This is a genomic window from Methylophilus sp. 14, from assembly GCF_015354345.1.
Classification (GTDB): Bacteria; Pseudomonadota; Gammaproteobacteria; order Burkholderiales; family Methylophilaceae; genus Methylophilus.
The window spans coordinates 412,826-436,076 of sequence record NZ_JADKYS010000003.1 but is presented as its reverse complement, the minus strand read 5'-3'; the positions used below and the strand labels follow the sequence as shown (position 1 = coordinate 436,076).

Here is a 23,251-nt window from a genome sequence, read left to right as displayed (position 1 = left end):
TAACATTTAAGCAGCCACTCCTTACAGGTGGCAGCGATCTCCTTGCTATTTCCAGCTATAACCCAGTGTAAACAGTGCACGCGTATCGCCTTTGACACGGTCATCCACCGGGCGGCTGTCATAGTTGTAGTCAACTTGCGTCGAGGCGCTCAAGCCAAAAATAAACGGAAAGCGCAGGCCGGTTGAGCTATAGACCAGGATTTGTGAGGGATCTCTAGGCGTGTATAGCACTTCGTGGCGATGGAATGCCTGTACAAAAGAGTCAAACAGGTATTGGTTATAGTTCACGGCCCAGCGCAATGCGGCATGGCTGTCATCGCTCTCTTCATAATAGTCCTGTTTAATCAGCGACACACCGCCTTCGACGGACAGGTTAAGCTTTTCACCTTCAAAAATCTGGTAACCCGACCCTACACCGTAGGTGCTGCGTAGTTTGATATCCCGGAAACGGTCTTTTTCCTGAATGGTGTTGAGGTAGCTAAACCATTTTTTGGTGAAAAAGTGGTCATACTGGCCGCGCACGCGCGCGTTGTTTTGTGTTTGCTGGTCGTTATCTTCTGCCCAGTAGTAATAGCCTTGTACCGTATAACGATTATCCAGGCCGCGTAACACCGACTCGCCGTTAAATTGCATGTTGCGGTTGGTACTGTTGCCATTGTTAAAAGCGCCGCCCAGGCTCAGGTTGCCGGTCCAGACATAGCCTTCGCCAATCAGGTCGCGCGTCGGGTTGATGTAATGTATTTCATCGAGCTCGGTATCGACCAGCGGCGTGCTGGTTTCTTCATCGAGAATGACCTGACCTTCGTCTGAATGCACCAGTCGGCCATTGACGATGCTGCCATCCATCAGTTGCATCAGCATCGGTTTGTCAGCATCTATGCTGTGAATATCATTCCAGTTGATTTTTACTTCATCGGCGTAGCTGGTTTTGACCGTGAGCTTGTTAGACACTTTGACGCCTATGGTACCGGTGATTTTGTCACCATTTTTTAGCCATACCGTATCCGCGAAGGCTGCGTTGGCGAAAAGTGCATAAATCGCCAGCAGTGAAAAAGCAGGCTTTATTTTTCTGCGTAAATTAAAAAAAGCCATGCCGGCAGAATCATGTGACATACATACTCCCTGATACGATTGAACAACAGCGCTGAATGCAGCGAATTGAAACAGCGCGCATGTGCGTCGCTGCAGCGGTGATAGCCGGCTTGATGGCCATTGTCTATCGACTGCTTATAGTCAAGATGCCTGAACCATGCCGAGAGTTCCCGAAGGTTGGCAGTCATGGCAACCGCAGCCATTGCTGTTAAACTGACAGCTTATATTTTAATGCAGCATGACACATGGTCAAAACTCAATTGCCTCCCCAGGTCAAACCCCCATTACCCCCCGAAGTCAAACCCGGCCAATCCTTGCCGTTATTGCAGGCGCTGCATATTCTGACGCGCGACGGCAAACTCAATCAGGATAGTCGCCGTAAACTCAAGCAGGTCTACCACCTAGTGAATTTTATCGAGCCGCTGATGCAGGCCGTGATGGACAAGCAGACGCAGCCAGTACTGGTAGACCATGGGGCAGGCAAGTCTTATCTGGGGTTTATTCTCTACGACTTGTTGCTCAAGCAGCATGCGGGCGGACAGGTGATTGGTATTGAAAGCCGCGGTGAGCTGATTGAAAAGTCGCGCCAGCTGGCACAAGAGTGCGGCTTTGACCGCATGCAGTTTGAGCATTTAACCGTGGCTGAGGCCATGCAGTCGCAGCAACTGCCTGCAAAGGTCGATATTGTGACGGCCTTGCATGCCTGTAATACGGCGACAGATGATGCCATCCAGTTCGGTTTGCAAAAGCAGGCGCAATTTATGGTGCTGGTGCCTTGCTGCCAGGCAGAAGTGGCGGAGGTCATGCGTCAGCACAAGGCAGAAACGCTGGCCCAGACGTTTCTCAGTGAATTGTGGCGGCATCCTATCCATACGCGTGAGTTTGGCAGCCAGGTGACCAACGTATTGCGCTGCCTGGAGCTGGAAGCGCATGGTTATCAGGTGACGGTGACGGAACTGGTGGGATGGGAACACTCAATGAAAAATGAGCTCATCATTGCCAAATATACCGGCCAGCGCAAACGCAGTGCACGCGAGCGCGGGCAACAACTGCTGGAACAACTGAATTTGACCAGCCTCTCAGCGCGCTTTAATTTTCAATAGCCATTTTGCGTTAGATATAAAAAAACCTCTGACACTGGGGTGGCGTCAGAGGTGAATGGAGCGCATTAATGCCCCAGGGAAGAGACTTTACAAAATATCTGGTTTAGAAGCGTTTGCCGACGCCTAAGCTGATCACCCAAGGGTTAATGTCCAGGGAGTCGATTTTTGCCCAGCGGTTGCCAGTGGTTGCACTTTTCATTTCAACGTCGGTATCCATCCAGACGTATTTCACATCCGCGTTCAATAACCAGCCATCTTTCAGGTTGATGTCTACACCCGCTTGCAGGGCAGGGCCAAAGCTACTGCGGTCAATTTTGATTTTTTCGCCTGCAGTCGCGCCAGAAGTAAAGCGCAGGTTACGGTCCAGCATAAATGTTGCGTTCAAGCCCGCGCCTACGTACGGGTCTATGGTCTGGTCTGGATTAAAGTGCCATTGCACGGTGAGTGTCGGTGGCAGTGCATCAATACTACCCAAATGCTGGTTACCAACCACACCCGCGCTGTCGCCGCTGATTTTGACATCATGTTTACTGCCCAGCGCCAGAATCAGCTCGGTGGCAATGTTTTTGGTCCAGTAGTAACTAATATCCAATTCAGGGATGGTGTTGCTGTCGACTTTCAGGTCAGCACTAGGCGTCATCACATTGGCGCCTACCGCTTTGTTCACTGTGCTGCCAAGGCGGCTGCTTTCATTGGGGCTGACATTGGTTGCACGCAGGCGAACAACCCAGTCGCCTTGTTCGGCGTAGGTGTTGGTGGCAGGCAACAAGGCGGCCAACATAAAACTGATTGCGGTTTTTTTCATTGTGATCACTCCATTAGGTGCATTGAATTTAGGGCCATTGTAGGTTTGCTCGCCAAACCTGGTATTGACCCAAATCAACTCAGCACGGCTTTGTGCCGCGCATGTACACCTAAGGGGTGATGAGGATGCGGATAGGGCTGCGTGGCTATCCGCGTGGGAATGTTCTGCTAAAACTAATAGTCGTTGCGCTGTTTCCAGGCGTCATCCAGCACTTTGGATTTTTGCTCAAAAATAGACTTTTTGGTTTCCAGGTCTTTTTCTGTCTGCACTTTGTCAGCTTGATATTGCTGTAACTTCGCTTGTTCCTGTGCAAGCAGGGCTTCCTGGGATTTGATTTTTTGCTCAAGGTCACTGAGCTTGCTCATGGCATCGCCCACCGCATCCCGTGCTTTAGCCGCTTCGGCTTGCTCATTACTGATATTGCGGGCAAACACTGGCTGGCTCAGTGTGGCGATCAAGAGTAGAACAGAAAGGGCTTGTAAACGCATGCGAGACTCCATAAAAACAACATAACAACATTTCAACACGATTATAAAGCCAAAATGCTTTCGGGCTTGATATTCGCTAGTGACTTGATATTGGCTGGTCACGATGAATTGCCGATGATGCGTGGTTAGTAAGCTTCCATGGCATTAGGTTCCTGCATCCACAAATATCAGCCAGACGGCTTGAGTGTCCGTTTGGGCGATGATTCAGTGGATTTATTGATCTACCTCAATATGTTATTTATTAATTAAGTTATTGTATTTAAAAATAAAAGTCATGTTTTTTGTAAGACAAATTCTGACATTTCTAACAGAAAAAACGGATATCAGCCAACGTGATTTTGTGTCAAACGTGACGGCTATCCAGCTGGGAGAAGCAGAGGTTCAAGCAGTCTTTATTATTAAATTAAATTGTCTCAATGACTCAGGGATAGAAAGCGATTAATGATGAAATTAAATTTGCCAGTCACTGCCACAGAAGTCCAGTTTGATGATGCCCAGTTTATGCTGACGAGAACAGATCTCAAGGGCGTGATTACTTATGCCAACAAGGATTTTATTCAAGTCAGCGGCTTTAGCGAAGCTGAGCTGGTTGGTAGCAGCCATAATATTGTGCGCCACCCGGATATGCCCGCTGCCGCCTTTGCTGATATGTGGCGCAGCTTGAAAGCCGGTAAGCCATGGACAGGGTTGGTGAAAAACCGCACCAAGCATGGCGACTTTTATTGGGTGGTGGCGAATGCCACGCCGGTGACAGAAAACAACCAAGTGGTGGGTTACTTATCGGCGCGCCGAAAACCAACGCGCGCACAAATTGAAGAGGCTTCTGCTGCCTATGCGCTATTCAATGCAGGCAATGCCAAGGGCCTGGCGATTGTCGATGGTAAAGTGGTCACCGTGTCCTGGGTGAATAAATTAAAAAATAGGCTGGGTGCGATTACCGTCAAGCAACGCCTGGTGGGCCTGGCGGCCACGGCATTTGCATTGCTGGCCGTGCAAACCGGGTTGGATGTGGCCAATCACGCACAATCGCTAGCTATGTCTTTTGCCGGGTTGGGCCTGGCCTTACCTGTGTTGCTCGCGTTGGCGATGATCATTGCACGCTCTGTTACCCAGCCGCTGGCGCAAACGCTGAATGCGGTGAAAGAAATCACCACGGGCAACTACAGCACCTATATTGACGCACGCGGTAGCAATGAGCTCAGCGAGGTGCTGCAAGCGCTAAAGAAAATGCAGACCTTGCTGAGTGTGAATGAAAATTCGCTCAAAGAATCAGCGATAGAAACCCGCGAGCAGGCCGCTTTGTTTGAAAATCAGCTGGCGGCGATTAACCGTTCTACCGGCTCGATAGAGTTTGACCTGGAAGGCAAGATTCTTGCGGTCAATGATATTTTTCTGGAGGTGCTGGGTTACACGCGTAATGCGCTGGTCGGCCTGTCGCACCGTCAACTGGTTGAACCGGCGTTTGTCAGCAGTGGCGAGTATGACGCGTTCTGGCAACGCCTGAGACGCGGAGAATCTATCGCTGGTGAATTTTTGCGTTTAGGCAAGCAAGGTCAGGAAATTTGGCTGGATGCGACCTATAACCCGATTTTAGATGCGAATGGCAAGCCTTATAAAGTGGTGAAATATGCCGCCGACATTACCGCGCAAAAACTCAGGAACGCTGACTTTGAGGGCCAGATTACCGCCATTGGCAAATCACAAGGCGTGATTGAATTAGGCTTGGATGGTACGGTACTCAAGGTCAATCAAACGTATCTGCAGATGCTGGGTTATCAAGAGCATGAACTGGTCGGGCAACATGTGAGCAAAGTGCTGGAGCCAGGCTTTGCTGGTAGCGAGGCCTACAAAACTTTGTGGAGCAGGCTGGTCAATGGCGGCTCTGATATGGGGCAATATAAACGCATTGCCAAGGGTGGCCGTGAAGTCTGGATACAGGCTTCTTATAACCCGATTTATGATTTAAAGGGCAAACCCTGCAAAATTGTGAATTACACCATGGACATCACTGAGTCCAAGTTGATTGCGGCGGACAATGCCGGTCAGATTTCTGGTATTCACAAAACACAAGGCGTGATTGCGTTTGAGCTCGATGGCACCATCACTTCGGCAAACGACTTGTTTTTGCAATTATCCGGCTACACAGAAGCTGAGATTGTCGGCAAAAATCACAGCATGTTTGTCGATGCTGCTTATCGCGCTAGTCACGATTACAAAGCCTTTTGGGAGGCCTTACGGCATGGCGAGGCACAGGTCGGGCAAGTCAAACGCATTAAAAAAGGGGGGGGCGTGGTCTGGATGCAAGCCATTTACAACCCGATTCTGGATATGAATGGCAAGCCGTTTAAAGTGGTGAAATATGCCACCGACATCACCGAGCAACATGAAAGTGCAGAAGCACTGGCCCGCGCGGTTCAAGAGACCAAAGCGATGATTGAAGGCGCCAAAGCGGGGGATTTAACGAGCCGAGTATCGCTAGAAGGCAAAAGCGGTGATATTGCCGCCTTGTGTGAAGGCGTGAACGCGCTGGTCGACAAAATGAGCGAAGTGATTTTGCAGGTACGCGAAGCCACGGTGACCATTAATACGGCTGCGACGGAAATTTCTGGCGGCAATAATGACCTTTCCAGCCGTACTGAGCAGCAAGCCTCTAGCCTTGAAGAAACCGCCGCCAGCATGGAAGAGTTAGCGTCTACCGTGAAGCAAAACGCTGATAACGCCAAGCAGGCTAGCCAACTGGCGATGAATGCCTCCGAGGTTGCTTCCAGAGGTGGCGTGGTGGTGGGTGAGGTGGTGGATACCATGAGCGCCATCAATGACAGTGCAAAACGCATTGAAGATATTATTTCGGTGATTGATGGCATTGCATTCCAAACTAACATTCTTGCCTTGAATGCAGCCGTCGAAGCCGCCAGAGCAGGCGAGCAGGGGCGCGGATTCTCTGTGGTGGCTGCCGAAGTGAGAAACCTGGCCCAGCGCTCTGCCTCGGCCGCCAAGGAAATTAAAGTGCTGATTGACGATTCTGCGGCAAAAACCGCCCGCGGTAGCGAATTGGTGTCGCAAGCGGGTAAAACCATGCACGAGGTGGTGGCTTCGGTGCAGCAGGTGACGGATATCATGAGCGAGATTGCGGCTGCCTCAGTTGAGCAAAGTACCGGTATCAATCAGGTGAATCAGGCCGTGATGACCATGGATGAAGTGACCCAGCAAAATGCTGCTTTGGTTGAAGAGGCCGCGGCTGCTTCTGAATCCCTGGTGGATCAGGCCGAAAGCCTGGTCGATGCAGTCAGTGTGTTCCAGCTGGCAAACGACGTGCATGCAGGCAAACGCTCCACTGTGCACCATCTGCATACGCATGCGAGCAAGCAGGGGGCTCATGGCAGCGGCTCACAGACTGCCGGATTGCGAACTGGCACTGATAATAGCGAATGGGCACAGTTTTAAGGCGGCAAGGTGATCTCAATCAATAAAAAAACCGCCGGAATACGGCGGTTTTTTATTCAATCTATCTGAATAGATAAGACTGATTATTTGTTCATGACGTACATCGTCACTTCAAAGCCAAAACGCATTTCAGTCGCAGCTGGTTTAGTCCACATAATGATCTCCTTACGTTGTTTGTGAAGTACATCATGATTGATATGCTGGTATGACTCTCACTATACGCACGTGTTTCAAAAACGGCCTGAAGCCAATCCGTAAAAACGGCTCATGATTTTACTTAGAATCACGGCCGATTATTCATGGGTATGCTGGCTGTCAAACACAGGCAATTGCCTGAAGGCTTCCACGGTGAACGGTTTTTCATCGAACAGTGCGGGGTAGATGGCATGCCGCAGCTGGCTATGAAACGCGGTGATGTGTTGACGATGCGCCAGCAGGTGGGTGACATTGCTTTGCGCTACATTTTCGAGACTGCGTTGCACCCATATACTGGGCAACAGCAGGCCTAACTGCTGAGTGGCCTGGTCACGCTGCAACAGGCTTTGTTCTCTGGCCGTGACTTGCGCTTGCAAGCGCACATCCGCCATGTGCTGGAAAGCGAAATACCACTTCCAGTGAAAACGGTCGGTGACGGGCGCTGAATGTTGCCATTGCGGATACAAGGCATAAAACGGCTCCAGGGTGTCGGCTTTGGGTAAATCCCAGGCGCCATGCACCAGTTGTCGGTGTTGCAGGGCAATCTGGCTGCCATCTTGTAACGGAAACTGCTGGTGTAGCCAAAGCTGGGCCAGGTTAGGCAAGACGACGCAGCATAGCAACCAGGCACTTGCCAATGCCAGTGCATTAAAGCTGGCGTTGAGTGCGCGGGCACGCAGGCTGAACGCCGCGCAGAGGATAGTCCAAAACAGGATATACAGCAGGCTGATGGCCAGCACCTGCAGTAACGGCAACACAGACAGTGTGTGGATTACCGCAAAGAGTAGCACCGGCAGTGTAAAGGTGGCGGTAATCAGCAGTGCCCGGGTGAGCGCGCGCTTAAACCAGAAGTGCTTAGGAGAAGTCGCCAGGCTTTGCAAAAACAGCAATCTTTGCGCCTGATGCTCGCTGGCCTTAAGGTCGTGCAGCAGGGCAATGCACAGCAGGGGTGAAAAAAATACCAGCCAGAACGCATAATCAAAACTACCGAGCATGACATATTCCGGGTGATGCGACTCACCATCGTACAGCTGCCCTTGCAGGCCGAGCAGGCGGATACGCTGTACGTATGGCGTCACCAGCCGGTTGCCCAGCGCAATAAAACTCCATTCGGCAGGCTGATGGTAGGCGTGATGAAACACGTAGTAACCGACTTCACCGGCATCCAGACTACCTTCATGCTGGTGAAGATGCACAAAGTCCTGTTTGCGTTGCGCTTCTTCATGCTGGGCATGGCTGATTTGTGCCTGAATATGCTGGATATTTTGCCAGCCATTGAGAAGGCTTAACGCGGTAAGCGCTAAGCTGAGTAACAGCAGGGCGACCATGCTGCGCTGTTTTAATAACAGCTTGAATTCGTGTTTCATATGCGTTGGCTGACCTTGAAAAGAAATGCGCCGGGAAGCAATAGCCAGCCCAGCAGGATAAGAAAGCTGGCTTGCAGGCTGGGCTGGCTCACGCTCATAGGTGCCAGCGTCACCGCCGGGCGTGGTGCCTGCTGCCAAAACTCAGCCGACACACGCGTATTCTTGTCGTCAGCGTGTACGACTTTGTGGCTATGAATGCTGTTGAGGTATTCAATCAACTGGTAGCGGCGGTTTTCTGCCTGGCTGATAAATGCCTGATGATGCGCCAAATCGTTGCCGCTGCTGGCCATCTGCACGTATTGCAGCGCCAGTGCCGGTGTGAGCCAGCACCATAGGCGTATGCTGGCATTTTGTCTGGCCAGTTGCTGGTCATGCAAGGCTTGCTGTTCGCGATACACCTCGGTGGTCAGCCGTTCACCTTCTTGCATCAGCAAGCCGTTGTAGTTGACGGGCAAGTCTTCAATGCGCGTGACTGCATATTGTTTAAGCAGGCTGGCTTTGAATGCAGCAAAATGCGGGTCATTCGGATTGTGGCTATCGCCTATTGTTTTCAGTTTGACCTCGGCATGGTATTCAGCTTCTGCGCGTGGCTGGGTAGGGTGTAATACCTGCGCCAGGTTGGCCAGTCCGCGTGGAAAAATGATGCAGATACATACCCAGCACAGCAGCAAAGTGAGCAAAGCACCATGCAGCTGGCGGCTATGCCAGGAAACCGCTACCACCAGCAAACACCAGCCTGCGATATAGAAAATTTGTGCCAATAACATGGCTGTCAGCCTGAGCGCCAATTGGTCACTGCCTCTGCTCCAGAGCCATGTCAGCACAGCTTGTATGGCTAACAACAGCAGCAATGGCAAAAACAAGGCCAGCCATTTGCCAACGGCAATCTGCCAGCCAGGGGTGCCGTTGCCACGCATAAAGGCCAGTGTGCCGGTGACTTTTTCTGCGGTGACGGTGTGATACGCCATCATGATCAAAAACAGCGGCATCCACCATTGCACAATCATAGCGGGCGTCATGAGTGGAAACCGCCCCAGGCTGGTGGCTTCGGTGGCGGGGTTGAAGTTGGCACTGTTTAAGCGATGTGCCTCCAGATACACCAGGTGGCCAGACTGGTCGAGAATGCCAGGCTCGATGACGCTGAGCGGATGCAGCGGTTTGGCAACAAAGTCACCATAGTGCGATACCCGGTGCGGATGGCGGGCTGGTTGTGATTGCCAGTCCTGCTGGCTGCGCTGCGTGACCTCTGCCACGGTGCGCGCATGGTCTTGCCAGTGATGGTGCGCGGCGAGGGCGGCGATGAGCCACAGCGTCACCAGCACAGTCAACAGCAAGGCAGGCACACGGGCATGCCACAAGCGCCGCCATTCGTTGCAGGCGATGGTCCAGAGTGGCGTGAGATTCATAGCTGCCCCTGGTAAAGTCGCTTGAGGTTATCTAAGGTGAGTGCCTGCTGGTCCAGGTTGACGGGTGAGAGCTGGCCGTTGGCCAGCATCAGCAAACGGTCAGAAAACGCCATGGCCGACAGCACATCATGCGTGACCACCAATACACCCATGCCCTGCTGTTTGCATTGCAGGATTAACTGGTTTAGCTCTTCGGTCGCCTGTGGATCAAGGCCAGAATTTGGCTCATCCAGCAGCAATAATCTGGCTTGTTTCGCCAGTGCCAGCGCTAACATCACTTTTTGTTTCATGCCTTTGGAGTAATCACTACAGGGTCGTTGCCAGGCTTGTTCCGGCAAGCCTGCCATGCTCAAACAAGTGGTGATATCCAATGTTTGGCTAACGGCCCCCAAGCTCAAAAAGTAACGAATGTTTTCAATCGCAGACAGGTGGCCATACACAGCGGGTTGTTCTGGCACATAGGCCAGTTGTGAGAGTGCTTGCTGGCGTGCCTGCACGAGGTCTATGCCTGCGATGTGTATTGCCCCTGTTTGCGTGACGCGCCCATCATGCAAGCCAAGAATGCTTTTGAGCAGGGTGGATTTCCCGGCACCATTGCTGCCCAATACCGAGACAACCTGTCCCGTTTCTACGGTTAGATTAAGTGCATTCAAGATAGGGCGTCCTGCGAATTGCAGGCTCAACTGATTTACGGTGAGTAAGGGTGTCATTAGTAATCCAGGGTGGCGGTCAACATGAAATTGCGGCCAGCACCAGGTGCGAAGTTGACACCGCCGGTGCTGCCGTTGGAGTTGAAGTCGAATACATACTCATAATAACGGTCAAAAATATTATTCGCTAACAGGCTGATGCGGCCCCAACTGGTTTTGTAATCAATATTGGCATGGGTGAGCGTGTAGCCGCCATATTGGCCACCACGATTACTTTCATTAATATAGTAGTCTCCCTGGCTGTCTACATGAAGACGTGCAATCCAGTCTGCGTTTGGCATGAATTGCACACCCAGTGAGGCCGTATAAGAGGGGATGCTGCGAATATGGTTGCCTTTGAACTCCGGGTTCAGCGCATTGGGTTCTTCAATCTTGGCAGAGACTCTGGAAACATTGCCCCAAAAGCTGAGTGCGTCATTAAGCTTGTAATCAAAGCTGGCATCCAGGCCTTGTCTGAGTGTTTCTCCAATAGGCTGACGGATATTATCTATCGTAATAAATTCGTTTTTGGCCTGTTGTTGCCAGTAAGAAACACGCGTGTTTAATGCTGGTATCCAGCTACTTTTAAGACCAAGTTCCCAGCCATCGTTGATGGCCACCTTGATATTGGTTCTGCTACCAAAGTTGGCGCCAGCTGCGGCGTTATACTGATTTAAATTAAAACTGGTGGGCGTTTGAAAACTGCGGCCTGCACTGGCAAAGAGCCTATGTTGTTCTGTCAGATTGGCAAATATATTAAATTTTGGTTGTACGATAGACGAATCACTATACAAATCGGTTGGAATCAGCCTGGTTGGATTAGCGTTGGTGCCGATAATAATGGGATCATTGGCTTTTGCATCGAGTCGGTCTGCCCGTAAAGCAAAGTTCCAGCGTAACCAGTCCACAGGGGTATTCTCAACTTTTGCATAGATGCCTTGGGCAGTAAAGTTGTAGTCAGCGCTTAAGCGGATGACATTCACGCCAACTGCATTGACGCGCTGGTTGAATTGATCGACCTCCTGATGCTCAATATCGTAGCCGGTTTCAAAGGCCCACTGCGGATTGATTTTCCAGTTTAATCTGGCAATCAAGCCTGTGGAGGTTTGATTATCCTGTCTGTTCTCAACGCCGGGTGAGCCAATAAAACGTACGTTACGTTCTCGGTCAAAATTCTGCCAATAAGTCTTTAAGCTTAAATCCAAGTCGTTGCTGAAGAAATAGTCATAATGCAGGCTCAAATGCTTGAATTCTTTTTCACCACTATCATTCAGCGCGTTGGGTGCCACGCCTTTTCTATCTTCGCGCGCCTGTTGTTTTGACATGTAGCCCGGCGCCTCAGGGGCGTTGTATTTGCCATACTTTGCACTTAAAGCTAGGCTGGATTGTTCAAAATCCATTTGCCAGCGGCCGGACAAGGCCATTTTTTCATTCTCGGTGTGGTCGCGGAAGCCATTGCCCTTGCGATACCCGATAGCATAGTTTTGCGTAAAATCGCCTTGCTTTTCGCCATAGTAGCCCTGCATTTCGCGGGTTTGAAAACTGCCGTAGCCAAACTGCAATTGCTTGCCAGCATCCTTACGCGTTTCCACCTTGTAGTTGCCTGCTGTCGCAAATAGTCCGGTAGTAGCGTCGCTGGTGCCCTTGAATACCTGTACACTTTGAATGTTGGTTGGGAACAGGTAATCCAGTTCGCTCAAGCCTGAAAACAAATTCGAGGGAATACCGTCCACCAGCACTTTTGCGTTTGGTGTCTCGCCGTCACCACTAAAACCCCTGATAGAGACTTCGGTGTTTACAATACCCTGGCTATAGCGTGACAGTACCACACCAGGTGTTTTGCTAAAAAGCTCCAGCGTATCCGTCACATGCTCATATTCGAGTTCTTCGCGGGTAATCACATCAACCGAGCCCGCCAGCCCCTTATCTGTTGTCGTTGCCTGTTCTTTTTTGCCGAACACCACGACGCTATCGAGTTCTACGCTGGCTGCGGCTGCCTCTTTTTGATAGTTATTTTTTTTGTTGGTTTTTGGCAATTCGGCGCTGTCTTCGGCATACACGTGTGCGACCGGCAACAGCATGATTGCCAGCAGGCGGGCAATCCTTTTTTGCTGCATCATGGAGACTCTTCCCTGTGAATATAAAAATAAATAACGGTTATCAATGTCGCAACGATTGTTTGTTCTCGCCTGCGGCGATAATCCTGCCAACTTACCACATCGCGTCCAGTGCCAGGATGACGCGGGTGCTTCCTGGCGCAATCTCTGGCGAGCGATGTATCACACCGGCATGACCATTGCCTTGCCAGCGGCTGCCTTTTAACAGGACAAGCGCATGTTGTGCTGCCTGGCGTACGCCCTGGGGATGCAAAATCAGATCGGCGTGAAAAGCCTCAAGTGAGGCATGTGTGCGTGTTAACGCCTCTCTGTGGCAAAAGTGCTCTTCCAGCCACTCGGTGCCCGGGCCGACATAGGTACAGAGCAGACGGATGCCGGTACGATCAATATGAAATTTGGGGCACATCGCATGCTGTAACACTTCAAGCCGGATGGCCACCTGCGGACAATCCAGCAGGTCAGCATACAAGTTAACTAACAAAGAGATCTCTGCCAGCAATGCTGCTTTACCGCTTGCTTCAGGAAGGCGTAAGGCCTTTTCTAATGCTTCCAGGTGCGCGTCGGCAGGCCTGAGTATATGCCTGAATCCGTTGCCCAGCCTTGCGGAGACTTGTTGCAAGTAGCTGGAAATCTCGCTATTTGGCGGTCGCTCTATGACCTGAATTTGCCGCTTGTTTTCAAAAATTGACAGCAACTCCATGGGATTGAAATCAGGCATGATGTGGGTTGGCGGCCTATGCTGTCCTCCTGTAGATACGCTTTCTAGCATGGCTTAGGCCATCTCTTCGGTTGATTCTTCGGCCTCGGTGTGCAGATTCACTGACCATTGTGGAAACGGGTCCGCAAAAGTGCGCCAGGCATCCATGCCTAATGCCATTTCCACATCAGTTAGCAGGCAGGCGTCAAATGTTGCGGTCAGTGCGGCTTTATCCATGGCCATGCCTATGATGACCAGCTCTTGTTGGCGATCACCAAATGGCTCCTGCCAGCGCTCATGAATATGCTGCAGGCTTTCACGGTCTTGCGGCCAGTACACTTTGGGCGTCGCCACCCACCACATGCCTGCCAGCTCGGTGCGGGTCACGGCCCCGGCTTGCGACCAGGTGGCACAAAATTCCGGTCGTGAGGCGATCCAGTAACGGCCTTTGGAGCGCACCACACCAGACCATTCCGTATTCAACCACTGCCAAAGGCGTTGCGGGTGAAAGGGCTTGCGGGCGCGGTAAACAAAACTCGAGATGCCATATTCCTCACTCTCTGGCACATGCTCGCCACGCAGTTCCTGTAACCAGCCCGGCGCTTCGGCAGCCTGCTCAAAGTCGAATAAGCCTGTATTCATAATACGGTGCAAAGGCACTTTGCCAAAACTGCTATGAATGATCTGAGCCCGTGGATTCAGCGTTTTAAGCATGCTTTCCAGTCTGCCGATTTCCTCCAGGGTTAACAGGTCGGTTTTATTGAGCACCAGCACATCACAAAACTCAATTTGTTCGACCAGCAAGTCGACAATCGTGCGCTCATCTTCTTCTCCCAGCGACAGGCCGCGGTCACCCAGCAGGTCTTGTGAACTGTAATCTTTAAGAAAATTGTAGCCATCGACCACGGTGACCATGGTGTCTAGTTGGGCAACATCGGCCAGCGAGACGCCATCTTCATCTGCAAAGGTAAAGGTTTCGGCAATCGGCAAGGGCTCGGAAATACCGGTGGTTTCAATCAGCAGGTAATCAAAACGGTTTTCTTTGGCCAGGCGGGTGATTTCAATCAGCAGGTCTTCACGCAAGGTGCAGCAAATGCAGCCATTGCTCATCTCGACTAGTTTTTCTTCCTGGCGCGACAACTGTGCACCGCCGTCGCGCACCAGTTGGGCGTCGATATTCACTTCTGACATATCATTGACAATCACCGCCACACGCTTGCCTTCGCGGTTGTTGAGCACATGGTTAAGCAAGGTGGTTTTGCCCGCGCCGAGAAAGCCAGAGAGGACGGTCACAGGGAGTTTGTTCATAGTCATGATCCTTTAATGATTGAATTGACGTTCGCGACGCTCATGGCGCTCTTGTGCTTCCAGGCAGAGTTTAGTCGTCGGCCTGGCTAACAATCGCGGCAGGCCAATCGGCTCGCCTGTTTCTTCGCAATAGCCATAAAGGCCATCACGTATGCGTAATAAGGCTGCAGCAATGCTTTTTAAATGTTTGCGTTCGCGCTCACGTGTTCTAAGTTCCAGGCCATGTGATTCCTCTTGTGAGGCGCGATCTGCCGGGTCTGGCGTCTCTTCCTGTTCGTGCAGATGACTACTGGTCAGTCGCATGTTGTCATGCAAAGCCTGGCGCTGCTTTTCCAGCAAGTGCTGAAAGAATGCGAGTTGCGCCGCGTTCATGTAAGCCTCTGCAGGCATGGAGAGTAGTTCGGATTCGGTGAGCATGATGGCAACTTTGTTGCATTGCAATTTAGTTGCATTTTAGTCTTGAAAGATACATTTTGCAACTATGTTGCAAGGTGGGCTGACATGGGTAGATCAAAGTCGCTTGATGAAGCGTCCGCTGAGGAAATTAAGCCGCGGCTTGCTGGCAGTCCGGGCAAATGCCTTTTAGGCTGATCTCAATGTGCGAGACCTGATAAGTCTGGAAAATCCCTGCAGGAATATGTGCGGCCAGTTCGTGTATGCACAATACGGTTCCGCACTGCTGGCAGTGCAGGTGGGCATGGCCATGGTTGCTGGGCAGGCCAGAAGGAGTGAGCAAGGCTGAATGACTTGTTCCGTCAGCTGCTTTGTAGCTGCGTTTGGGAGCATTGAGCTGGAACTTCCAGGCACGGTCATCGGTGGAAATTTTATGTATGAGTGCGTTTTCCTGTAGCCAGTCCAGCACCCTGTAAACCGTTACCCGGTCAATTTCTTTCACGCCGTGCAGGGCGGACAAAATCTCTGTATGACTCAAGGCTGTGTGAGAGTTGATCATCACGCTCAGCACGGCCAAGCGCGCTTTAGTCGGGCGCAGGCCAGCCTCGGTGATCAATTGTTCAGCAGTTTGCATGGCCCAAATTATGAACTACACGACAACATCGAGCAACCGGCCTTTTGCCGCGCCCAGTCCGGGCGCTTTTGCGCAAAGGCGGCCATGCCAGCCTGCTCGGTATAGGGGTGGCGTAACACTTCCAATAACGTCAGCAGGCGCGAGTTGTCGCCTTCCGTTGCCAGATCAATGGCTTCTTGCGCCAGATAGTTACGCAGTACATAAATCGGGTTGGCTGCTGCCATTTTTTGCAAACGTTGCTCAGGGGAAATTCCCGACTGTTGCAGGCGTTGGCTGTAATTGTGCAGCCAGGACTGGATATCGGCGCCAAACTGTTGTTGTCCTTGCTCGGTGTAAAAAGCGTCTGTCAGCGTTGCCAGTTGCGGTTGCGCAATATCCAGTTTCGCCAATTGGGTGAAAAACAGTGTCTGGTCGACTTCAGCGCGTTGCATCAACTCAAAAATATGGTTAATCAGTTCACCATCGCCGTCTTGCCAGTGGTCGAATCCAAACTTGCCAGCCAGGCTGGAGGTCAGGGCGCGTATATAGGTCTGGTCATAAGTGGTCAGGCCATCCGCCAGGCCTTGCGTTTCCGGTAGCAGGGTGCCCAATGCTTCGGCCAGGCGCTCAAGGTTCCAGCGCGCGATATCCGGTTGGCGGCCAAAACAGTAGCGACGGCCTTGCGCGTCGGTGGTGTTTGGCGTCCAGCCCGGGTCAAAGTTATCCACCCAGCCATACGGGCCATAATCAATGGTCAGGCCGAGGATGGACATATTGTCGGTATTCATCACACCATGCACAAAACCCACGCGCATCCAGTGCGCGATCATGATGGCTGTGCGCGAACACACTTCTTCAAACCAGGCTTCAATCAGCTCGGCAGAAGGGTCGTTAATGTCCAACGCCAGGCCGGTGGTCGGCCACCAGTCGGCAAAGTCGCGATCCAGCGTCAAGCCGATCAGGCGTTTTAATAACGGTAATTCGTTGCGGCTGGCGAGGATTTCAAAATGGCCAAAGCGCGTGAATGATGGTGCAACACGGCAGACAATGGCGCCGGGTTCGAGCTGCGGATTGCCGTTGTAGAACATATCGCGTACCACCTGGTTGCCGGTAGTGACCAGGCTTAACGCGCGCGTGGTCGGCACACCCAGGTGATGCATGGCTTCGGAGCATAAAAACTCGCGCAGGCTGGAACGCAGCACTGCGCGGCCATCTGCCGAACGCGAGTAAGGCGTTTCGCCCGCGCCTTTGAGTTGCAGCTCAAAGCGTTTGCCCGCGTGGATGAGTTCACCCAGGTAAATGGCACGGCCATCACCGAGTTGCCCGGCCCAGTGCCCAAACTGGTGCCCACCGTAACGGGTGGCATAAGTGAACATGCCATCCAGGATGCCATTGCCGCCCAACGTCTGGATCAGGTCGCGGTCTTGCATGTCCGCGGCAGAAAATCCCAGCAGTTCGGCGACTTCAGGGCTATAGGCCAGTAATTGCGGGTTGTTGACCGGGGTTGGTTGTACAGGCGACCACAAACAGTCGCTGACTTGCCTGGTGTAATTGTCTGAGATCGGGTCGCCGGGAAGTTCGCGGGTAAAACGGTTGTCAAAGGTCAGGGGCTTCATCATGCTATTTTAGTCATTATCCTTGGCTAAAGTTCAGTGCTTGCCAAAAAACTGCGGCCTTCTCGGGTAAAATAGCGTTTTAATACGCTCAAGTGTGATTTCCACACGTTTAATTTCCCCACATGAATGTTTTTTACGAAGAAGACGGTGGCTTTAAAGTCGCTTCCATCATGTCTGAGGCCGATAGCAGCTTGCAAGTTGAGGCTAGCACCGGCAAACGCAGCAAAATCAAAGCGGCCAATGTATTAATGCGCTTTGACGGCAGCTTGTCCGGCTTTCTCGAAGCAGCACAGGCAGAGTCTGATACCCTGGATACCGACTTCTTGTGGGAGTGCTGTGGTGAGCCGGAGTTTGCTTTTGAGGACTTGGCGCAAGAGTATTACGGCGGCAAACCGAGCCGTCAGCAGGCCGCTGCGATTGCGCTCAAGCTGCACGCGGCGCCCATGTATTTTTACCGCAAAGGCAAAGGCCGCTATAAAGCCGCGCCGGAAGATACCCTGAAAGCCGCCCTGACTGGCCTGGAGAAGAAACGCCAGCAAGCCGAACTCATGGCGCAAATGGTGGCGCAACTCAAAGTGCAGGCTTTGCCAGAGAGTTTTGCTGCCAGGCTGGATGCATTGTTATATGCGCCTGATAAAAATAGCCTGGAGTGGAAAGCGCTGGAGCAGGCGGCTGCCGAACTGAAACAATTGCCCGTGCAAGTGTTGCACGCAGCGGGGGCGATCCCTTCCGTGCATGATTATCACCTGGGCGCATTTTTACGTGAGTATTTTGCGCACGGCACGGCGTTCCCGGCATTTTCATTGGCTGAGATGCCTGACGCATTGCCATTATCAGCCGTGCAGGCGTTTAGTATTGATGACAGCACCACGACTGAGATTGATGATGCTTTGTCCGTGACGGCCCTGGCCAATGGCAATACGCAAGTCGGTATCCATATTGCCGCACCGGCGTTGGGTGTGGCGCCACACGAGGCGCTGGATAATGAGGTGATGAAGCGTTTGTCTACGGTGTATATGCCGGGGCATAAAATCACCATGTTGCCTGAAGTCGCCATTCGGCCATTCAGCCTGGATGCAGGTGAAACCAAGCCTGCTTTATCGCTGTATCTGGAAGTGGCGCCTGATTTCAGCATCGTGCACCAGCATAGCTGTTTGGAGCGTGTGCAGATTGCGGAAAATTTGCGTCACGATACGCTGGAACCTTATTTCAATGAAACCACTTTGACTAAAGATAGCGGTCATCCGCTGTGGTCATCACTGGTGTTTTTGTTCCATTTTGCCGAAAGCCTGGAAAAAGCCCGTGGCAAATATGACCCGACCCGGCCACAGCCGGTGGACTACAACTTTTATGTCACCGATGGCATCGTCGATATTGTGAATCGCCAGCGCGGTTCGCCGATGGACAAACTGGTGGCCGAGCTTATGATTGCCGCCAATAGCCAGTGGGGCTTGTTGCTGGCTGAGCACGATGTGCCGGGGATTTACCGGGCTCAAAATGGCGGCAAGGTCTATATGACGACCAAGGCCGAAGGCCATCAGGGCCTGGGCGTGGCGCAATACGCCTGGTGTACCTCACCATTGCGTCGGGCGGTCGACTTGATTAACCAGCGCCAACTGATCAGCGTGTTGACCTTGCAGCCACCAGTTTACGCGGCAAACGGCGATGAAATCGTCGGCCATATGCGCAATTTTGACCAGACTTATAATGCCTATAACGAGTTCCAGACCCGCATGGAGCGTTACTGGTGCCTGCAATACCTGATCCAGGAAAACATCACTGAAATAGAGGCCACCGTGTGGCGCGAAAACCTGGTGCGGCTGGAACAGTTGCCTTATATGACCAAGGTACACAGTTTGCCGGCGACCAAGCCAGGCAGTAAAGTACGGCTGGCGATACAGAAAGTAGATACTTTACTCATGGAGCTGGAATGCAAGTTCCTCGGCGTGATTGAAGAGGTAAGCGCTGCTGGCGACGAAGAGTCGCTGACAACTACCGCGACCGAGGATGCCCAGCCTGACGTGACAGAAAGCGCATAATGTTTAAATTTAACCGTAAAATCCACAAAGCCGTGTCTGACTTTGAGATGGTGGAAGTCACCGAGACCGACGGTGTGCGTTCCATGCATCTGGGTTCGCCGACCATACAGAGCAGCATGAAGGTCAAAGACCCTTATGCACTGGTGTTGGCTTACTCATGGGGCGTATTGAGCAGCCTGTTATTCAAACCTGATAGCCGCCAATTAACACTGGTCGGCTTAGGCGGCGGCTCGATTGCCAAATACGTGTGGAAATACTGCCCGCAAATCCAGCAAACCGTGATTGAGCTCAATCCACAGGTGATTCAGGTGGCGCGTAGTCATTTTTTTGTGCCAGACGATGACGAGCGTTTGCAGATTATTGAGGGCGATGGCATTGCTCATATCCAGCAGCACCCCGGCGCTTGTGACTGGCTGATGATGGATGCTTTCGGCAGCAATGGTTTGCCGCCGGATTTTTGTACCCAGTCATTCTTTGATGATTGTGCCGATGCGCTGACGCCAGATGGATTGTTTACCATTAACCTGTGGGGCTCAGACAAGAAGTTTGATATTTACATGCAGCGCATGGAGCAAACTTTTGAGCAGCGCGTATTAATGATGCCAACGGGTAAACCAGGCAATATCATCGTGTTTGGGTTTAAATCCGCATTGGCGATGCCAGACCTGGCCACCTTGCGCAAACGTGCTCAAGAAGCCATGCAAACACACAATATTAATTTTCTCGACCTGATAGACCGCCTGCAAGGCGCGAATCCGAACAACGGTAAGGAGTTCACACTCGGTGGCTAATTTCATGAATCAATATTTCGCTACCTGCCCACGTGGCCTGGAAGCTATCCTTGTTGAAGAACTCAAGCAGGGCGGGGCGCGTGACATCAAAGCCACCGAAGGCGGCGCCAGCTTTAGCGGTGAACTGTCTGTGTGCTATCACGCCAACCTGCATTCACGCGTAGCGACGCGCATCCTGATGCAGGTCGGTCGCGGTAAATATCTCAAAGAAGACGACATTTACCAGGGCGCACTCAAAATCAACTGGCCGAACTGGTTTGATGTCAAACACAGCATGATGGTGAAAGTCACCGCCGTGCGTAGTCCTTTGAAAAGCCTGGAATTTATTACCCTGCGGGTCAAAGATGCGATCTGCGACCGCTTCCGCCAAAGTGTGGGCAGCCGCCCGAATATCGACACACGCGAGCCAGGCGTGCGTGTGCATGTCTATCTGACCGCTGACAGCTACCAATTATATGTAGATACTTCTGGCAATCCTTTATATCAGCGCGGCAACCGCAAAAACAGCATTGAGGCGCCACTGCGTGAAAACCTGGCAGCAGGTATTTTAAAACTCACTGGCTGGCAACCTGGTCAGGCACTGCTGGACCCGATGTGTGGCAGCGGCACCTTTTTACTGGAAGCGGTCATGATTGCGCTGAATATTGCGCCAGGCCTGAACCGCAACTTTGGCTTCGAGAAACTCAAAAACTTTGAATCTGACACCTTCAGAAAAGTGCGTAACGCCGCGGCCAAAGCAGTTAAACCAGTAAGCTTCCAGGGCATTTATGGTTCGGACATGGATTTGCGCGCGGTGCGCGTGACCAAGCAAAACCTGGAAATGGCTGGCTGGCTGGACGCGGTGCAGCTCACGCATTGGGAGTTTACCCAGGTCTTACCGCCAGCAGACAGTGGTGTGCTGGTTGCCAATCCCCCTTATGGTGTGCGCATCGGTGAAGACGATACGCTGGCTGAGTTATATCCACACATGGCAGCGGCGCTCAAGCAGAAGTTCTCCGGCTGGAATACTTACTTCCTCACCAACGATTTGCGTATGCCTAAACTCATGCGCTTAAGCCCAAGCAAGAAAACGCTGCTGTATAACGGACCCTTGGAGTGCCGTTTGTTTGAAATTAAAATGGTGGCAGGTAGCAATCGTAAAGACAAGCCAGAACAACCTGCCGCCGATGAACGCGGATAAACGCAGATACAAGCCTCTCAATCAGACGCTTTTTTGTTGATCATCGGCGTGTATTGGCGTTCATCGGCGGCAAAAATGTTTTTATTGAATGTACGCTAAGTAATGACAGGTGGAATACAGATGACAGATAGCATTGATGCATTGCGCGCACGTGTGAACGCCTTTGTAGAGGAGCGCGATTGGGCACAGTTTCATTCCCCCAAGAATCTAGCCATGGCCATGATTGTAGAAGCCGCTGAGGTGGTTGAACATTTTCAATGGATGACTGAGGCTGATAGCCGTCAGCTGGATGCTGAAACCAAAGAAAAAGTGGGCCAGGAGTTGGCAGATACCTTTGTTTACCTGATGCGGATTGCTGAGGTGTGTGGCATTGATTTAATTGCCGCCACCAATTCCAAAATCACACTGAATGCGCAAAAATACCCTGCTGATAAATGCAAGGGTAGTAATGCGAAATATACAGAATATCAATAGATTAAATAAAAAACTTTAAGTTTTTTATTACGTAAGGAATTTGGCCGTGACCATGCCTGTAAGCTCTCCAGTAACTCACTTTCTTGTCCAGCAACAGATCCCATTTCAAGTGATTGAGATTCCTCTCAGTGAGGATAAGAAACCCATACGCCATCTGGAAGAACTATTGTCTGCGCAAGGCTTGGATCCGCAATCCGTGGTGCGCAGTGTGGTGTTCAAAGGCGAAAATAGTGGTTTCTGCCTGTTGGCAGTGGCTGGTGGCGGCCGTGCCGACTGGGCATTATTACGGGCCCAGCTTGGTGAGCGCAAATGCCGTATGGCGGAATATGACGAAGTGTCGGAAGCCACCGGCTATGTCGTCGGCGCTGTGCCACCGATTGCGCTGCCTGAAAGACTCACGGTGTTAGTGGATGACAGTGTGGCCAGTTATGACACCGTGGTGATAGGCAGTGGCGTGCTAGGCTATGCCCTGGCATTACAGTCTGCAGATTTGCTGCAGTGTCTCAGTGGCAAAGCGCGCGGTCAGTTTGTCAAAGCGTAACAGCGTTCTAACACAGGCATAGGCACTTAAGATGCGCTGCTATTCACGCTAGCAATCAGGCGTTCAAATTTGGCTTTGTCACTGCCGCGAATAATCCACTTTTTCAAGCCCTTGTTCCAACTGGCCCCGGCTTGTTTAATGGCTTCTTTATGTTTATGCGTATTGCCGGTCAGCGCGTATGCTTTGCCATGCGGCTCCAGCCCTAAGTGTTGGTCGGGGGCGGCGTGATCATGTGAGAGATCATGCTTAACTTCCTGCTTAACTTCCTGCTTAACTTCCTGCTTAACTTCCTGGACGGGGCTTGAGGCCATGGTTGTTGCAGTCACTACCGGAGTATTCACTGTGGCATCCTGAAACGATTTAAGCTCCATGAGTTTGGCGCGGATTTGCATGCAGACCGGATTGGTGGCTGCCAGCCAGTTTTTGTCGTGGCGGTTTGCTTCGTATTGGCCAGGCATAATGCCCATGAGGTCGGTGGGGAGCCGCAAGTCTGCGACATGGTCAGGGGTAATAAAGAAACAGCGTTCAACCCCCAGGCGGCCGATAAACAGGCCTAATTCAAAAATCACATTGTCACGTACCACCGGGTTCTGCTGGCCGCGCATTATGGTCAGGTCATCCGGGCTAAATACAAATACACCAAAATCCGAGTTGCGCAGGGCATTGATCAGGCTGTAGATCGTCGTGCCGGAAATTTGAAATACGCCATTGCTCCATACGGTACATTCGGCATCGCGGGTTAGATTGGCGTGTATTGCATTGGCAATGTCGAGACCTTCACGCGAAGATCCTATAAAGATTTTTGGTTTCATCACAGCGTTCCTTCAATTGTTAGGTTGTTATCATTATTTAACAATTGTATATGTGGCGTGCATCGCTTGCCACAAAAATAA

At 51.7% G+C, this 23,251-nt stretch carries 21 protein-coding genes; 7 read left to right on the top strand and 14 right to left on the bottom strand.

All coding sequences use genetic code 11. From position 1 onward, the window contains the following. Positions 1-45: 45 nt before the first annotated feature. Positions 46-1,113, bottom strand: a complete 1,068-nt coding sequence (locus INP78_RS10355; RefSeq protein ID WP_194742098.1) for a YdiY family protein — start codon at positions 1,111-1,113, stop codon at positions 46-48. Positions 1,114-1,337: 224 nt separating this feature from the next. Between INP78_RS10355 and INP78_RS10350 the strand changes: the two genes are divergently transcribed. Then, positions 1,338-2,195, top strand: coding sequence for an SAM-dependent methyltransferase (locus tag INP78_RS10350; protein ID WP_194742097.1), 858 nt, complete (start codon positions 1,338-1,340; stop codon positions 2,193-2,195). A gap of 103 nt (positions 2,196-2,298) precedes the next feature. On the opposite strand, the gene INP78_RS10345 is transcribed toward INP78_RS10350, so the two are convergent. Together INP78_RS10345 and INP78_RS10340 are read right to left on the bottom strand one after the other, a co-directional pair. Further along, a complete protein-coding gene (locus INP78_RS10345; protein WP_194742096.1) occupies positions 2,299-3,000 on the bottom strand; it encodes an OmpW family protein in 702 nt (233 codons plus the stop codon). 173 nt (positions 3,001-3,173) lie between these two features. Continuing rightward, on the bottom strand, positions 3,174-3,488 hold the full coding sequence (locus INP78_RS10340) for a hypothetical protein (RefSeq protein ID WP_194742095.1): 315 nt from the start codon (positions 3,486-3,488) through the stop codon (positions 3,174-3,176). A gap of 444 nt (positions 3,489-3,932) precedes the next feature. Here INP78_RS10340 and INP78_RS14655 point away from each other — a divergent pair, with 444 nt between their 5' ends. Then, entirely contained in the window at positions 3,933-6,932 is a 3,000-nt protein-coding gene (locus INP78_RS14655) for a PAS domain S-box protein (RefSeq protein WP_194742210.1), read from the top strand. Between the two features lie 83 nt (positions 6,933-7,015). On the opposite strand, the gene pqqA is transcribed toward INP78_RS14655, so the two are convergent. The 10 genes from pqqA to INP78_RS10285 all read right to left on the bottom strand — a co-directional run bounded on the left by pqqA (position 7,016) and on the right by INP78_RS10285 (position 17,336). Next, positions 7,016-7,087 carry a pyrroloquinoline quinone precursor peptide PqqA gene (pqqA, locus tag INP78_RS10330; protein ID WP_081624291.1) on the bottom strand — a complete coding sequence of 24 codons (72 nt, stop codon included), beginning with the start codon at positions 7,085-7,087 and terminating at the stop codon, positions 7,016-7,018. Positions 7,088-7,225: 138 nt separating this feature from the next. Further along, positions 7,226-8,494 (bottom strand): DUF3526 domain-containing protein, encoded by a 1,269-nt coding sequence (locus INP78_RS10325; protein WP_194742094.1) that lies wholly within the window; start codon positions 8,492-8,494, stop codon positions 7,226-7,228. Continuing rightward, positions 8,491-9,900, bottom strand: a complete 1,410-nt coding sequence (locus INP78_RS10320; protein ID WP_194742093.1) for a DUF3526 domain-containing protein — start codon at positions 9,898-9,900, stop codon at positions 8,491-8,493. Before INP78_RS10320 ends, INP78_RS10325 begins: the two co-directional genes overlap by 4 nt. After that, the gene (locus INP78_RS10315; protein WP_194742092.1) at positions 9,897-10,610 is read right to left on the bottom strand and encodes an ABC transporter ATP-binding protein; all 714 of its coding nucleotides are present in this window, start codon (positions 10,608-10,610) and stop codon (positions 9,897-9,899) included. Before INP78_RS10315 ends, INP78_RS10320 begins: the two co-directional genes overlap by 4 nt. Further along, the gene (locus tag INP78_RS10310) at positions 10,610-12,709 is read right to left on the bottom strand and encodes a TonB-dependent receptor (RefSeq protein ID WP_228522803.1); all 2,100 of its coding nucleotides are present in this window, start codon (positions 12,707-12,709) and stop codon (positions 10,610-10,612) included. Before INP78_RS10310 ends, INP78_RS10315 begins: the two co-directional genes overlap by 1 nt. A gap of 91 nt (positions 12,710-12,800) precedes the next feature. After that, positions 12,801-13,475, bottom strand: coding sequence for a DUF1826 domain-containing protein (locus tag INP78_RS10305; RefSeq protein WP_194742091.1), 675 nt, complete (start codon positions 13,473-13,475; stop codon positions 12,801-12,803). 3 nt (positions 13,476-13,478) lie between these two features. Beyond that, positions 13,479-14,711: a zinc metallochaperone GTPase ZigA gene (gene zigA, locus INP78_RS10300; RefSeq protein WP_194742090.1), complete on the bottom strand. Its 1,233-nt coding sequence runs from the start codon at positions 14,709-14,711 to the stop codon at positions 13,479-13,481. Positions 14,712-14,723: 12 nt separating this feature from the next. Further along, positions 14,724-15,128, bottom strand: a complete 405-nt coding sequence (gene dksA / locus INP78_RS10295; RefSeq protein ID WP_194742089.1) for an RNA polymerase-binding protein DksA — start codon at positions 15,126-15,128, stop codon at positions 14,724-14,726. A gap of 127 nt (positions 15,129-15,255) precedes the next feature. Further along, positions 15,256-15,738, bottom strand: a complete 483-nt coding sequence (locus INP78_RS10290; protein ID WP_194742088.1) for a Fur family transcriptional regulator — start codon at positions 15,736-15,738, stop codon at positions 15,256-15,258. Positions 15,739-15,746: 8 nt separating this feature from the next. Beyond that, a complete protein-coding gene (locus INP78_RS10285; protein ID WP_194742087.1) occupies positions 15,747-17,336 on the bottom strand; it encodes a YdiU family protein in 1,590 nt (529 codons plus the stop codon). Positions 17,337-17,455: 119 nt separating this feature from the next. On the opposite strand from INP78_RS10285, the gene INP78_RS10280 reads away from it, so the two are divergent. From INP78_RS10280 to INP78_RS10260, 5 genes are all read left to right on the top strand, one after another. Continuing rightward, entirely contained in the window at positions 17,456-19,372 is a 1,917-nt protein-coding gene (locus INP78_RS10280) for a ribonuclease catalytic domain-containing protein (RefSeq protein ID WP_194742086.1), read from the top strand. Then, positions 19,372-20,163 carry a polyamine aminopropyltransferase gene (locus INP78_RS10275; protein WP_194742085.1) on the top strand — a complete coding sequence of 264 codons (792 nt, stop codon included), beginning with the start codon at positions 19,372-19,374 and terminating at the stop codon, positions 20,161-20,163. Before INP78_RS10280 ends, INP78_RS10275 begins: the two co-directional genes overlap by 1 nt. A 4-nt stretch (positions 20,164-20,167) precedes the next feature. Continuing rightward, positions 20,168-21,343, top strand: a complete 1,176-nt coding sequence (locus INP78_RS10270; RefSeq protein WP_194742084.1) for a class I SAM-dependent RNA methyltransferase — start codon at positions 20,168-20,170, stop codon at positions 21,341-21,343. Between the two features lie 120 nt (positions 21,344-21,463). Further along, entirely contained in the window at positions 21,464-21,817 is a 354-nt protein-coding gene (locus INP78_RS10265) for a nucleotide pyrophosphohydrolase (protein WP_194742083.1), read from the top strand. A gap of 52 nt (positions 21,818-21,869) precedes the next feature. Continuing rightward, positions 21,870-22,358, top strand: coding sequence for an aminoacyl-tRNA deacylase (locus INP78_RS10260; RefSeq protein WP_194742208.1), 489 nt, complete (start codon positions 21,870-21,872; stop codon positions 22,356-22,358). A gap of 26 nt (positions 22,359-22,384) precedes the next feature. Here INP78_RS10260 and INP78_RS10255 read toward each other — a convergent pair whose 3' ends face one another. Continuing rightward, positions 22,385-23,170: a nucleotide-binding protein gene (locus INP78_RS10255; protein WP_194742082.1), complete on the bottom strand. Its 786-nt coding sequence runs from the start codon at positions 23,168-23,170 to the stop codon at positions 22,385-22,387. Positions 23,171-23,251: the final 81 nt, after the last annotated feature.